At 35.0% G+C, this 15,298-nt stretch carries 9 protein-coding genes and 2 pseudogenes; 5 read left to right on the top strand and 6 right to left on the bottom strand.

All coding sequences use genetic code 11. The annotated features are described in order from the left end of the window. Nucleotides 1-27: 27 nt before the first annotated feature. From RE409_RS26285 to tagD, 5 genes are all read right to left on the bottom strand, one after another. Nucleotides 28-954, bottom strand: a complete 927-nt coding sequence (locus RE409_RS26285) for an LCP family glycopolymer transferase (RefSeq protein WP_201222635.1) — start codon at nt 952-954, stop codon at nt 28-30. A gap of 198 nt (nt 955-1,152) precedes the next feature. Then, nucleotides 1,153-2,928 carry a M14 family zinc carboxypeptidase gene (locus RE409_RS26280; protein WP_309558293.1) on the bottom strand — a complete coding sequence of 592 codons (1,776 nt, stop codon included), beginning with the start codon at nt 2,926-2,928 and terminating at the stop codon, nt 1,153-1,155. 103 nt (nt 2,929-3,031) lie between these two features. Further along, nucleotides 3,032-4,081, bottom strand: coding sequence for a C40 family peptidase (locus RE409_RS26275; RefSeq protein WP_201187422.1), 1,050 nt, complete (start codon nt 4,079-4,081; stop codon nt 3,032-3,034). Between the two features lie 510 nt (nt 4,082-4,591). Then, entirely contained in the window at nt 4,592-5,764 is a 1,173-nt protein-coding gene (locus RE409_RS26270; RefSeq protein WP_201187420.1) for a CDP-glycerol glycerophosphotransferase family protein, read from the bottom strand. Continuing rightward, entirely contained in the window at nt 5,757-6,155 is a 399-nt protein-coding gene (gene tagD, locus RE409_RS26265) for a glycerol-3-phosphate cytidylyltransferase (RefSeq protein WP_201187419.1), read from the bottom strand. The genes RE409_RS26270 and tagD overlap by 8 nt, the downstream gene beginning before the upstream one ends. Nucleotides 6,156-7,474: 1,319 nt before the next feature. Between tagD and RE409_RS26260 the strand changes: the two genes are divergently transcribed. The 5 genes and pseudogenes from RE409_RS26260 to tagH all read left to right on the top strand — a co-directional run bounded on the left by RE409_RS26260 (nt 7,475) and on the right by tagH (nt 14,076). Continuing rightward, on the top strand, nt 7,475-10,798 hold the full coding sequence (locus RE409_RS26260) for a CDP-glycerol glycerophosphotransferase family protein (RefSeq protein WP_309558292.1): 3,324 nt from the start codon (nt 7,475-7,477) through the stop codon (nt 10,796-10,798). A 42-nt stretch (nt 10,799-10,840) separates the two neighbouring features. Beyond that, nucleotides 10,841-10,933 (top strand): annotated as a pseudogene (locus RE409_RS30800) (hypothetical protein); the annotation flags it as partial. A gap of 303 nt (nt 10,934-11,236) precedes the next feature. After that, nucleotides 11,237-12,460: pseudogene (locus tag RE409_RS26255) on the top strand (CDP-glycerol glycerophosphotransferase family protein); the annotation flags it as partial. Between the two features lie 3 nt (nt 12,461-12,463). Next, nucleotides 12,464-13,261 carry an ABC transporter permease gene (locus RE409_RS26250; protein ID WP_201187414.1) on the top strand — a complete coding sequence of 266 codons (798 nt, stop codon included), beginning with the start codon at nt 12,464-12,466 and terminating at the stop codon, nt 13,259-13,261. 17 nt (nt 13,262-13,278) lie between these two features. Then, nucleotides 13,279-14,076, top strand: coding sequence for a teichoic acids export ABC transporter ATP-binding subunit TagH (gene tagH / locus RE409_RS26245; protein WP_201187413.1), 798 nt, complete (start codon nt 13,279-13,281; stop codon nt 14,074-14,076). Between the two features lie 15 nt (nt 14,077-14,091). On the opposite strand, the gene RE409_RS26240 is transcribed toward tagH, so the two are convergent. After that, on the bottom strand, nt 14,092-15,282 hold the full coding sequence (locus RE409_RS26240; RefSeq protein WP_201187411.1) for a glycosyltransferase family 4 protein: 1,191 nt from the start codon (nt 15,280-15,282) through the stop codon (nt 14,092-14,094). Nucleotides 15,283-15,298: the final 16 nt, after the last annotated feature.

The following is a 15,298-nucleotide window of genomic DNA, read 5'->3' as shown; positions in this document are numbered from 1 at the left end:
ATGACTAATAATAGCCATCCTCTTTCTTTATAATCCAAGATGTGTTTTTACACGGTTTTGGGCTTCAAGTTTTGTTTTCTCGGAAACAATGTTATACCAAACTCCATCGACTTTTTGATTGTCACCTTCAAGTGTATATTGTTCAATATTTTTAAGTGACGATTTGTAGTTTTTTTGAATACTTAACATTTCATTGAAACTTAAATTGGTTTCAACGTTCTTACCAAGGGCTTCAAATATATCGTCATAATTGGTAAGTGTGGATAGGCTTGCTCCTTTTTTCATGACGGCTTGTATAACTTGACGTTGCCTCATTTGGCGACCATAATCACCGCGGGGATCTTCTTTACGGATTCGGGAATAAATTAAAGCCTCTTTACCATCCAAGTCTATAGTGCCTTTTTTAAAGCTATATCCTTTATAGGCAAGGTCCATATCATTATCTACCGTGACGCCACCCACAGCATTTACAATATCCTGAAAGCCTTCCATATTCATTTTGACGTAATAATCAATCGGAATATCTAAATAGGCTTCCACTGTGTTTATCGACATATTCACGCCACCATATGCATAGGCATGGTTCATTTTATCATTCGTACCTTTACCGATTATTTCTGTACGTGTATCACGGGGCAAACTCAATAATTCGATGGATTCTTGTTTAGGGTTAATGGTCATAACAATCATCGTATCTGAACGGCCTTTGTCATTTTTTCTTTCATCTACTCCAAGTATAAGCAGTGAAAAAGGGTCCTGACTTTTAAATTTGATATCATCTACACGTTTGTCCGTTTTATGCGCCGCACCCTGCATAGTATGAATTGCACCTGCCAAGGATTGATAAACAGAGGCCGCATAAGCGCCACCACCGATGAAAAGGATAAGAAGGGTAAACCCTATTATTTTAAACGTTTTTCGTTTCTTTTTCTTTTTTTTATGTTCGGATCTCATCTTAATTCCTCCCTGAACCATTCCACTAAAATGGAAAAGTATGAAAAAGTACCTAGTTGGTATGTTTAACTATACCTGTTTTTTGTTAAGAATAGAATAGTTTCTTTTTGTACTTACAGTGTATTTTTACCTATTTCCATTCAAAAAATCGAAGGAGTCCTAGTAACAAGATTCCTTCGATTTCCTGTTAGTGGAATATTAGTGGGCGGCTGAGTCGCCCTCTATAGCTTCAGGAGCTGTATCTGAATCTCCTGGTTCTCCTGGTTCTTCAATTGGTGGTTCAGGTTGTTCAGGCTCTTCTGGTTCTAGCTGCAGGATCTCATCTTTAATGGCTTGCAGCATGTTCGATAATTGAATCTCTGTGTTTTTGTAAGAGTAAGTCGAAAATAATTTTTCATAATTTGAAATATTAGCTTTAACTTCATCATATTTTCCATTTTTTAAATCATTTTTCATTTTTAATAATAGCTCATATCTGGCTAAGTCATAGCCTATGTTTTTATTGCTAGTTTTAGCTGGGGTGACATATTTGGCAGTGGCAAGTTTTTGGACATCTTTACTGTACATTTTCTTGATTTTACTTTCAACTATTGTTATCTGACTTATCGAATTATTATAGAGAGTAAGCGCTGTATCGTTTAAAGTTCCTGCAGTTAAATAACCGGTAAGCTTCTTGTTAGCTGAGACGAGATCGTCTCCTGCCTTAATTCCATTCATGTAGGCTAGGGAGTAATCACGATAGGTTTTGGTCGTTTTTAATGCCGCATTTGGTTTTGTCCGATATTTCGCTGGAAGCTTGGCAATTGCTTTCTCTTGTTTTTTTATTTCTTTAACCGTTTTGTCATATAGTGTCTTATGGGTGCTCGTAACCGTCAATTTGTTTTGAGAGTAATAGTTTTTCAACTTAGCCGCTGTATTATTGTACGTTTTAATATTCTTCGTTACTTTATCACTGGCTGCAGTATTGCGAGTATCAAATAGCTTGTAGCCTTCTTGTGCTGTATAAAGACCAATGCTTGCGTTTTGACTCCAAATTTTAGAATAATGTTTAAGAGGTACATTAGTTTCCCCAACAGCTGGAGAAACTTCAATGGTGAAGGCTGGTTTCTTTTCTACTTTGTTAAACCAATCACCAAAACCGCCTCCGGTCGATCTTGGTTTAACAAGGCTGTAGCCGGTTATTTTACTTAATTTACTGGCATACTTATAATCCTGAGTATACCGGCTCCCTGTTTGCTGATACTTCCAGAAAATAATTTGCCCGCTTGAATGGTAGGAAATCGTCATTTCTGGATCGATTTTTTCAACAAATGAAAGTACGGCTTTAGTTTCGGACGCTGTCGCCACTTTAGCGCCCTTGTAATTTTTATATGAGGGTGCTTTAGGACTTTCGAGATTCTTCCAATTTGCATCATATTGTCTGTTTAAATCTACTCCCTTTGCATTTGCTTTCCAACGTTTAAAGTTTTTGCTGCCATTATTCATTTTAATGATTTTTGAATGGTCTTTTGCAGGGAAGTATTTCAGACCAAATTGTTGCAAGGTTACTCCATCCGGATTGACCATTGGTATAAACCAAATGGTTGTATTATTAAGGAGCTTTTTGACATCATAGCCGTTGATTTTGGTGCCGCTTTTATAGGCAGCTGAATATTTGTCTATCATATTCATCGTGAGATTGGTAGTAATCCATTCACGGGCATGGTGAGATCCATTAATGAAAACAGTAGAATCCCCTTTTCCAAGAGAAACAGCATATATATTCCGCCCGTATTCAGATTTTCCAATAACTTCTTTTTTGATGATACCGGGATAAGCTTGTTCGAGCTTCTTAATATCGTTTAGCATCTTAGCGGTAGAGTATGTTTGATTCGGATTTACAATCGATGATTGTGCAAAAGTAGATTCTGTGAAAAGTGATAAAGACCCGCAGAGGATGACGAAAGAAAATAAAAAAATACGAAATTTTAACATGCTATGCCCCATTTCGAGATAATAATAACCATAGATTAATATAGAAAGTACATATTTTTGCATAAAATTACCAGACTCTTAAAATGGAGTCTGGTAAAAAACACTATAAACTTCTATAACCAATGATTCTACTTTTGAAGTAAGAGTTTGAAACGGTATTGATTTCTATTCCCTTACTTGAAGAGGCATGAATGAACTGTCCATCTCCTAGGTAAATACCCATATGACTAACGACTGCTCTATTCGAACCAGTTGCAAAAAAGATAAGATCACCAGACTTCGGTGAAGTAACTTTTTTTCCCATATCATAATAAGTGGAAGAGGAAAGCCTCGAAACTTTATAACCAGCTTTTTTAAACGTATAGTAAATAAATCCGCTGCAGTCGAAACCTGAGGGGGAAGCGCCAGCCCACGAATAAGGGGAACCAATTAATTTTTTTGCTTCAGAAACGAGTGTGTCTACCTTATTACCGGAGTGTGGTGTATCTACTTTTTCATTGTTTTGATCTGTAGAGTCTGTATTGGCTGATTTAACTAGTTTTAGTTTCTGGCCTATTCTGATTAGATCGGACTTTAACGAGTTTATTGATTTAAGTTCAGCCACAGTTAAGTTAGTCTTTTTTGAAATTTTTGAAAGTGTGTCACCTTTTACCACAACGTATGTACCCGATATTTTTGGGGGCGATGTAACATTTGATGGTTTGGAACTGCTAGGTAAATCAATAGTAGTTGAAGTAGTGGAACTAGATACGATAAGTTTAGCACCTGCATAAATTCTATCGGATTTTAGGTTATTTAACTTCTTTAACTCAGCAAGTGTAAGGTTATGTTTGTTTGCTATTCTAGTTAAAGTATCTCCAGAAACAATGGTATAAGTGGTTTTCTTTGTTTTTTCTACGGAAACTGAAGCAGACTTTGCTGTTGTGGTTGTTGTTGTTTTGGAGTTGGGTGTAATTAATTTTTGATTAATCTTCAATAGGTCTGTTTTTAAGTTATTAAGAAGTTTTAAGTCCTTCACCGTAGTATTATGATTTTGAGCGATCTTGCTTAAGGTATCGCCGCTTTTAACTGTATAGGTACTGGCAAGGGCAGGAGAAACAAACGTCGATGATAGAATAGCTAATGTCGAAAATGCGACAACACTCTTTTTCACGGTTTTCCACCTCAAATATGTCTTTTTCCCTATTCTATCAAATTAATTGGTAAAAATTATATTACATTTTTGTTACAAGGGGAAGATAGTAGTATTTTACTGGTTTATACTGGTGGGATTTGAGTATTGTAATCTACAATATTTTCTATTTTATGAGTCTTTTTTCACATTTTGCAGATATTGAAGATTTGTGCGTATATGATGATCTACAATTATAAATAAATAAAAACGAAAAAAGGGTTCCTGGACGGTATCCTTTCTTTCGTTTATTGGAAAAAGCGACATACCAAATGGCGGTTGATCCTGAAATTTGGATCTTATACCAATTGAACAAATTAGCAGAATTATTTTCTTCTATAGAACTTGCTACAACCATAATTTCGTTCCTTTTTTAAATGTTTGTTTATTTGAACTGATTGTCGATGGTTTATTACATAAAAAAACCACTCCGTGTTTTACGGAGTGGTTGCTCTATTTTTATCGAAAATCAGAATTTATCTAATGATTCTCTTATTTTGAATTGTGAAAGAGAAAATCTACTAACTTTTCACTTGAATTTCCAGTGGAGTATTGATTCCACTTTTGCTTAAAGGGCTCAATTTTTTCTATAGAATAATCAGCGTTCCGGATTTTTTTAATGAGCTCTTCATTGGTAGATACGACCGGTCCGGGCATGGAAGAGGAATAATCCTCCCAAAATCCGCGCTCTTTCTCGTACTTTTCCAAGTCATAAGCAAAGAAAATCATTGGTTTTTCTAAATAAGAAAATTCAAATGGAATCGAAGAGTAATCCGTTATTAAAAGATCCGTGCTAATTAGCAGTTGGTTCACATGAAAATCACTATGGACTGGATATACGAATCCGGGAAATTTATGTTGTAAATCATGTTCTGCTTTTACAGCCGGATGCAGTTTCAACAATAACGCGTAATTTTCGCTTTGCAGTTCTTTGTAGAGTAATTCTAAATCGAGTGCAATTTCTCCGGTGTTTAAGCCATCATTTCGAAATGTGGGGGCATATAACATGATTTTTTTATGCTCGAGCTCAGGAAACATGGCTAACAACGCTCTACGTGAAGTTTTTTTAGATTCATCATTAAAGAAGAAATCAGTCCGAGGTATCCCAGTTCTAAGAATATGGGATTTCGGTAATTGAAAACTTTCCTGAAAAATTTCTGCCATTTTCTCGGAACCTATTGTGACATAATCAAATTTTTGATATACCTCCAAAAATCTTTTTCTTGCACCGGCAGAACGACTTTTAATCGAAGGATCCTTCGACCCGAATTGCTTAATGGCACCGGCCGCATGCCATACTTGAACACAAGTCACTGTCTTTTTAAATGTAGTGGTTGAAAGAAAACCAAAGTAATTATCAATGATAATTACTTTGGAAGTAGCCAGGTGATAAATCGACCGAATCATGGCGATTATATTTTTCGTTTCAAACGGAAGGACGATGGTTTTTCCATCGTCCTTCACTTGTATATGACTGCTCGATTTCATTAAAAATACTTTTTGTACAGCAAGGTTCTGCTTGTCCATTTCATCTGCAATGTACTGACAATTGTCCCCGAAGGATGTGACAAAGGTTGTTTTATCAGTTAATGGAAATAGTTTAAAGATAGAGAATATCACTTTGAAGCAAAATAAATAAATCCCTATCGCGAATTCTTTAGCCATTTGTAACTTGTAAAAGGTCATCTTTAATTTGAGAAGTAGAGATGCCGATTGTTCTTGGCAGGTATACAACTTCACAAACTTCAGCCAGTTCATCGAATTGGCCTTTCCAGTCATCTCCCATGACAAAAATATCTACACCTTCACGAACGATATCTTCTCTTTTTTGTGCCCAATTGTCTTCCGGTATAACTTCATCCACGTAGCGAATGGATTCAAGAATCATTTTTCTGTTTTCAAAGCTATGATAAGCTTTTTTATCTTTTAGAGCATTAAATTCATCCGTTGAAATAGCAACGATTAGATAATCTCCTAGGTCCTTAGCGCGTTTTAATAGATTGATATGGCCCCAATGAAGCAAATCAAAGGTACCGTACGTGATTACTTTCTTCATCTTTATTCCTCCTGTACAAGTATATTTATTTATATTTATTAAGAAAAGGTCGAAGTAGGATATTTTAATGAGAAGCATAAAGGCGAACAATTGGACGCATTATATATATGAATATGAAGTGTTTGTGTTTTAATAATGCTTCACTATCTAATTATAACGCAAAATTTTTACAAATAAACCACAAAATTTTTACAATATTAATAAATAATTAGTTTATTAGATAACTATTCATGAGTTTAACAATTTTTAAACCTGTTAGGACAAGGAAAAAGCACAATATTCCAATAAATTACAAAAGGAAGTTAAATTCTTAAATATCTATTATATAGTATCTTTTAGTTATTTTGGTACTCGAAAATGTGTCAGTACATATTCATTAATTTTTTTATTTTGATACTGTTAGGTTTGCGGTTAAATCTATTTTAGAAAGGGGTGATTAAGTTATAGGTACAACCAGTAGGGGAACAATAACATTCTTGTTTCGAGTAATGGCGAGTTGTTAGCAACAAATTTATAAGATGCATTGTAATCTTAAGCGCAACAACTAGAAGCGAATAATTCGTATACTAGGGCATTCTACAAGAGAAGTTGGTGTCATTTTAAATCGCCATTCTTTCTGTATTGCGCGTGAGTAAAAATGAAATTATGGGTTATTTGATAAATAAAGCAGCCAGGAGGCTCAATAGCTGAATATAAGGTCATAAATAGCTTGTATACATAGTGGGAAATATTATTTAGTCCTAGCTTGAACAGACTCACGTAAAATTGCTTTATAAATGGTCTCCTGAACAATATGGGAACTATCGTTTAAAAACAAATTTACAACTGCTTTATCAATGGAAGCTATGTGCCAATTGCATTTCGTCTTGAGACAGAAAGCAAGCTGAGAGATTCAGGGTACCCTTTGTGTCTAGTTGAGTAAAGGCAAGGGTTATAGTACAACCTTTATAGACCCAAAATGCGTATTCACCAAGTTGTCACGTGCAAGATGGACCGCTAAACCTACATCCCGTTTCGTAGGAAGAATAATTCTGTGCAATAGAAAAGATTTGGAAACTCTTGTACATTTTGTTAATATGTAATCCATTTCGCTGTTATATCAAGATTATTGCGCATAATACTTCTATATAATGTATCCCCTAACATTGATCTCATCCTATTGAAACGTGCCATAAGCAATAATTCATCCAACCTTGCTGAGTTATGTAAAGATAGTTTACCTCATTAATTTATTGAGAAAAACGTTAAAAAAGTTTATGATTTTAGAGTGTAAATTTGCAAATGATTTATTTTAAATAATTTGTTATAGGTGGTCTACAATGATAAATAAGCTTCTTAGAAAAAGGAAAGTGAAAAAATCTCCTAAAATTAGGTTGAAACAGAGTCTGACCATTGTCCAAGAAAAAGATATTCTTTTGATTAAAGGAAAGTTTTCAAAAGAATATTATTGCGCAAAAGAACTTTGGCTTCATTCAAGGGAAAATGAAGTTAAAACGATAAAAATCGCTGAAACTTCATCTAATTTTGATTTTAAAATAAATCTAAAAGATTTAAACCAAAACTTACAAGAGTCGGAACCAATGATTTATGACTGTTATATCAAGGTTTCCGTGCCTGTTGAAAAACTGAGCGAAAAAACAATCCTTAAAATTGAAGATAAAGCCGAATATGTGGAGGTAGACGACGAGTTATATATCGAATATTTACTTCGTCTAGGGCGTTTTCAGGAAACCTACATTGATCAATTAAGTTTTTTCACATATGAAGATAAACAAAGTATTTTCTCTATAACTAAAAAAGGTAATCTATCTCTTCACTTCAATAAGGTACCTGGCACTTCAGTAAAATCCCAAATTGAAAAATTGACCTATGAGCCAAGATCAATGCTTATCAATGGGCAAATTTTTACTAAGAATTCAAAGATTCTTTCAGGTGAAGGTATAGTAAAAGGAAGACAAAGTGAAAAAGAATATCAAGCAAATATATCCTTTATTTATAACCAGGAAGTTAATATTAAGAAATATGGGTTGAATCGTTATATATATAATATCAATTTAAATTTAGAACAATTAGTCGATGAAGATTTGGCAGATGATGTATTTGATATTTATATGAAATTGCATTTGCACGATCAGGAAGAGCCGAAAATGGTACGGGTTGGTAGACCAACAACTAGAGCTAAAATATTTACAAAACAGACCAGTGTTAACCGGGATAATACAGTTGCTGTAGTCAAACCATACTATACCTTTAAAGCCTCAAATTTATCCTTAGAAGTGTTTAACTTCCCGATAGATACGTATCAATATTTAAGCAGGGAAATGCGTTGGGGAAGGTTCTCGAGTTTATTTAAAAAGAAAAAAGATGTATGGATTATTGGCGAAAGAACTTATAAAGCGCAGGATACTGGATATCACTTTTTTAAATATATGAGGGAAAATCATCCTGAAAAAGAAGTGTATTATGTGATCGAGGAAAAATCTGTGGAAGCTAAGAACGTAGAGCCTCTAGGTAATGTACTCTATTTCAAGTCAAGGGAACATATTAAAAAGACCTTAGAATCGACACGTGTTATATCATCACATCATCCTGATTATTTGTATCCTTTAAGAACATCTGCTTTTAAAAGGCGGGTTAAGGCTGTTAAAGTTTTTCTTCAACATGGTGTTATGGGTACTAAGAATATGGTAGCTAATTATGGGAAACATGCAACATCAGGCTTTAATACGGATGTTTTTCTAGTAAGTTCAGATTTCGAAAAGAATATGATTGTCACTGATTTTGAGTATAACGAAAATGAAGTGTTTACGACAGGACTCTCGAGGTTTGACTCCTTGTTTAAGAATGATGTTTTATTGAAGCGACAATTGTTGATTATTCCAACTTGGAGAGATTGGATTACATCTGATGAAGCATTTTTGGAAAGTGAGTATTTTGAGCGTTATCAGAAATTAGTGCACCATTCGGCTTTACATGATTTTTCTAAAAATTACGGTTTTGAAATCATTTTTTGCCTGCACCCTAATATGCAAAAATTCACGCCTTATTTTAAAGATGCTCCAGTTAGGGTAATTAGTCAGGGAGAAGTGGATGTTCAAAGGCTAATTAAGGAAAGTGCGATTATGATAACGGATTATTCAAGTGTTGCCTTTGACTTTAGCTTCCTGCATAAGCCAGTGATTTACTATCAATTTGATAGAGACCGTTTCATAGGGAAAAGACCATCACATTTGGATTTAGATAATGATCTTCCAGGTGAAATCGTTAATGAATTGGATGAACTGATCGTTTTTATTGAAAAGTATGCCAAAAATAATTTTATCATGGAGAAAAAATATATAGATAAAGCTAACCGTTTTATTAAATATCGTGATGTTCATTCTAATTCAAGAATTTTCGATGTGATTCAAAATGTTAAAAAAGAAGAAAAGTTAATAGAGAAAATCTATAATCATGTAATGTTTAAATTCTTATTGAATCGTTTCAGGAAGAGTGGAGTTTATTTCCCTGTAATGAAAAAAGTATATAAAATTATGTCTAGGGTACTACCTGTTGACCGAAACCTTATTCTTTTTGAAAGTGGAATTGGAAAACAATTTGCAGATAGTCCCAAGTATATTTATGAAGAACTAGTAAAAAGGGATAATAACTATAAAAAAATTTGGGTTTATAATAGTAATTTGCCGATAAAGGATAAGAATACTAAACGGATAAAACGTTTAAGTCCGGAATATTATTATTATTTAGCTAAAGCAGGCTATTGGATAAATAATCAAAACTTTCCTACGTATATAAATAAAAGAAAAGAGACGACTTATATTCAGACGTGGCATGGTACACCTTTGAAAAAGATGCAATTTGATATAGAGAATATTCAAGGAAGAGACGATGGATATTTAAATCGAGTGCATAGTGCAACAAAGAATTGGGATTATTTAATATCACCAAGTCCATATGCGTCCAAGGCCTTCAAAAGTGCGTTTCGCTATGATGGAGAAATATTAGAAACGGGATATCCTAGGAATGATCTGTTTTATAGGGAAGATGTTTCAGTCATTGCAAACTCTGTAGCGGGTAAATTGAAGTTGCCAAAAGGAAAAAAAGTTATTTTATATGCTCCTACATTTCGAGATAATCAAACATCTAAAAACAATAAATTCATTTTTGAGTTGAATTTAAATTTGGAGAGAATGAAAGAAGTTCTTGGAAATGAATACATCCTATTATTAAGGATGCATGTTGTAATTAGTAATAAATTCCGTATCCCAGAAGGGTACGAAGATTTTGTTATGAATGTGTCCAATTATTCAGATATTCAGGAGCTCTACCTGATTAGTGATATATTGATTACTGATTATTCTTCAGTAATGTTTGATTTTGCTAATACAGGTCGACCTATTTTGTATTACACTTATGATTTGGAAGATTACAGAGATAATATTCGTGGATTCTATATGGATTTTGAAAGAGAAGCACCAGGTCCATTTTTAAAAACCACTGAGGATATTATAGAATCTATTACCAATATTGATGAATTAAACATGCAATACAAAAAAAGGTACAGTTTATTTAGAGAAAAGTATTGTGGAATAGAGGATGGTAAAGCAACAAAGAGAATCGTTGATAAATTCTTTGATAATTGATTTACTATTTCTAGGTAAGATAAAAAGGTCTCTGTAGTTGCTGTAGCATACAATGCCGAGAAGTTCATTAGAAAAACCATTGAATCGGTAATTAATCAATCTATAGAGATCAGATTGAATTATAATCATAGATGATTGATTTATGGAGAATCGCATCGGTGATTTCATAATGCTATTTGAATGGTTAATGCGAGATTCTAATAAAAATGTCGAGTTTTAGACAACAGTGGCAAATAATTTGGGACTAGCATTAAAGCCTTTGGAGTAGCCGTTAAGTGTACACCAAAAATAAGCTCTCCCTAATATGGGCGAGCTTATTTTTAGTCCGGAATATTTTAAAGAAGTATTTTGTTGAGTAGGAGAGATTCTGTATTTTCTGGGTTTAAGCATTCAACCACTACTACTACTTAATAAACAGGGAGATAAGATATGTTAAATAAAAAAATACAAATCCCAAGTAAACCTTCCTTTTTATCAGCGTTTAAAAATATAGTTAAAACCATTTTTTTTAGAGGATATAAATTCATTTTTGGCATAGCAGCGAAAGTGCTTCCAGTCGACAAAAAGCTTGTTATTTTTGAAAGTTTTTTAGGGAAGCAATACAGTTGTAATCCTCGTGCAATATATGAATACTTGCAGTGTCACCATTCTGAATATAAAATGTATTGGAGTGTAGATAATAGGTATACCGCTCAATTTGAAGAGGCAGGTATTCCCTATCTCAAACGTTTTTCACTTAGTTGGCTACTTAAAATGACACGCGCTCGTTACTGGGTAACGAACAGCAGGTTACCGCTTTGGATTCCAAAGCCGAATCACACGGTTTATTTGCAAACGTGGCATGGAACTCCATTGAAGAAACTTGCGTCAGATATGAAGGAAGTTCATATGCCTGGAACGACAACGGAAAGTTATAAAGAAAATTTCCATGCCGAATCAAGTAAATGGGATTATTTAATTTCTCCGAATGCTTATTCAAGTGAGATTTTTGCTCGTGCCTTTCAAGTTGAACCTTCTAAAATACTGGAAACGGGTTATCCGCGTAATGATTTACTGTACAATGGGAATAATCGTGATACAATCGACTCATTGAAACGGAAGTTGGGTATACCATTAGAGAAAAAGGTTATTTTATATGCCCCTACGTGGAGAGACGATGAGTTTTATAGCAAGGGAAAATATAAATTTGAAATAAAACTGGACTTGGATCAAATGAAACAGGAATTAGGGGATGAGTATGTTATTTTGCTCCGTCTTCATTATTTAATTTCTGAGAACTTGGATGTATCGGCGTATCAAGGTTTTGTCTACAATTTATCCAGCTATGAAGATATCAATCATTTGTATCTTATTTCAGATTTATTAATAACTGATTATTCATCAGTTTTCTTTGATTACGCAAATTTAAAGCGACCAATGTTGTTCTATGTATATGATATTGAAAATTACAGGGACAGGCTTCGCGGGTTTTACTTTGATTTTGAAGCGATGGCACCAGGTTCGTTAGTAAAAACGTCTGATGCGGTCATTGATAGCATCAAGGCTATGGAGTTTGGAAATGCTGTAGGATCTAATCAATTTCATGAGAAGTTTTGTGCGCTCGAGGATGGCCAAGCTTCGCGCCGTGTCGTAGAAAAAGTGTTTTTAGGAAGGTCTGTGTAATATATGAGTTCAGCTTTGACCGTTTTAAAAGAACAAATTAACAATTTTTATTTGATAAGGCGTTTGTCTGCTTACGAGATGAAAAGCGCTAACAGCAGTAACTACCTAGGAATCCTGTGGGAAATCATCAATCCGATGATTCAAATTGCGATTTATTGGTTTGTATTCGGGTTTATAATGGTTAATCGTGGCGAGGATTTCCTTCCATGGCTGATGGCAGGGATCGTAGTTTGGTTCTTTGTGAATCCGACAATAACCCAGACGTCTAAATCTGTCTATTCCCGAATGAATATGGTGTCCAAGATGAGTTTTCCAATGAGTGTCATTCCTTCTTATGTTATTTTTGCAAAGTTGTATCAACATCTCATGCTGCTTGGTATCATCATCATACTTTTAGCGTTTACGGGTTATCTCCCGACGTTTTACATCATACAACTGCCTTACTATATTGTTGCGACAGTGGCTCTGTTATTTTCATTTGGATTAATTTCTTCCACCTTATCAACCATTATTCGTGATGTTCACAATATAATACTGTCATTAATGAAAGTCTTGTTTTATTTAACACCAATCCTTTGGGTATTAGATGCTAAAGATCATCCAGTAATCGTTAATATCATGAAGCTAAATCCTCTATATTATATTGTTGAAGGGTATCGAGCTTCGTTATTGGGGGAATCATGGTACCTAATAGTGAATTGGGAATATACGCTTTATTTCTGGGCAGTCGTAATCGTCTTATTTTTGATAGGTTCCTCGCTGCATGTTAGATTTAGAGATCGCTTTGTTGACTTTAAGTAAACTGGAAGTGAGAATAGATGGAAAAATCGGTAGTTGTCAAAAACGTAACGAAAAAATATAAATTATATAATAAAAACTCAGAAAAATTGATGGATCTTCTTTTGCCTAAAAGCTATGGAGAAGAGTATTATGCTCTTAGAAATGTTAACTTTGAAGCGGAAAAGGGAGATGTAATCGGATTTGTCGGGGTCAATGGTTCCGGAAAATCCACATTGTCCAACATTATTGCTGGTATTATCCCGCCCACGGATGGAAATGTTCAAGCTAACGGGAAAACAGCTTTAATCGCTGTTTCATCAGGTCTTAACAACCAATTGACAGGTAGAGAAAATATCGAATTGAAAATGTTGATGCTCGGATTCGATAAAAAGCAGATTCGCGAACTGGAGCCTGAAATCATTGAGTTTTCAGAGCTTGGCAAGTTCATTAACCAACCGGTGAAATCTTATTCAAGTGGGATGAAGTCAAGGCTTGGATTTGCCATTTCCGTTCATATTGATCCAGATATCCTGATTATTGATGAAGCCTTATCAGTTGGGGATAAAAACTTTGCTGAAAAGTGTTTAGAGAAGATGAATGAATTTAAGGAAAGAGGCAAAACGATGTTCTTCGTCAGCCATTCAATCGGTCAGATGAAGAAATTCTGTCAAAAGGCGTTATGGCTTGAATATGGAGAAGTAAAAGCGTACGGCCCCATCAAGGAAGTTATGCCGCAATATGAAGCATTCTTGAAAGAATATAAAGCAATGTCTAAAAAAGAACAGAAAAAATACCGCGAAGATCAAATGAACAAGCGTAGTTCTACAACGGTATAAAAGTGACAGGCAGACTCAAGTATTGGGTCTGCCTGTTTTTGAATTCACCACTTCTTGGTAAGCCTTCTCAAACCGCTCGGCAGCGGCTAGATGGGAATACTCATTTTCAATTTTATATCTTGCCTTTTCGGCTAATTTTGCAGCTCGTACTGGGTCACTAAGCAGAGTAGAGATGGCTTGAGATAGTGCTGTGATGTTTTTCTCCTCCACGAGCAAACCATCTTCTCCATCAGAGAGAATTTCCTTGAGGCCTCCGACTGCACTTGCAATAACAGGTGAACCGGAACTCATCGCTTCTAAAGCAGATATGGAGGTCGCTTCTTCTACCCCGTGTGAATGAACGCTTGGAATGAGTACGATATCTGAAGCACCATACAGGTTTTGCATTTTCTCGAAAGGCACTGAACCTAGGAATAGTACTGAATCTGTTAATTTGAGCCTGGTTATCGTTTTTTCAAGTTGGGCTTGCTGTTCTCCTGTCCCGGCATAGACTAATACAGTGTCATGATGATTTTTCAGTACCTCGGGAAGAGCCATTATCGGATAAATAACGCCGTTTTTTTCTGTCATTCTTCTAGGAACAAAGAGCATCTTTTTATGTAAGGGGATTTGAAAGACTTGTCGAGTTTCATTCCGGTCGGTGGTTTCGGGTTTGAAAGCAGCCACGTCAATGAAATTCTTAATTGTTTCCGCTTCGATATGTGCTAAATGGTTAATATAGTCTTTAATTCGGTGATCGACGGTTACTACTTTTGCAACAGACTGATAGGCTTTTCTTTCAAAATCGCGAATGATTAAATCTTCCATACTGTCAGGAGAAATGGCCCCCCTGCTAACCGCCTCAAATGAATAATACCCATGGACTGTTTCCACAGTTGGGATTCCTGATTCAATGGAGGCAAGCGTTGCGAAAATATCCTGTGCATTAATGACATCATACTTTTTTTTCAAACTTTTAATAGAAGAGGTCAATAACTTCAGACGTTGTCGATCATTGAACAGCTGCCCGCTCCCGTGTTTTACTTTATTTAATAAAAAACCTGGAGCCTGGGCGAGCAACTTTTTCTTAAATGAGGGTAATTGTGAGAAAGACAAAATGTCCACGCTATGACCTCGTGAATTCAATCCCTTTTTTAACGTGGTGATATGACTTGATAGGCCCCCTTCATGAGGGTAGGAAAATATCGTTGTTATTAATATATTCATATCCGCACTCCGTTCT

It is taken from the genome of Peribacillus sp. R9-11, assembly GCF_031345095.1.
Classification (GTDB): Bacteria; Bacillota; Bacilli; order Bacillales; family DSM-1321; genus Peribacillus; species Peribacillus butanolivorans.
This window is presented reverse-complemented; position numbering and strand designations above follow the sequence as displayed.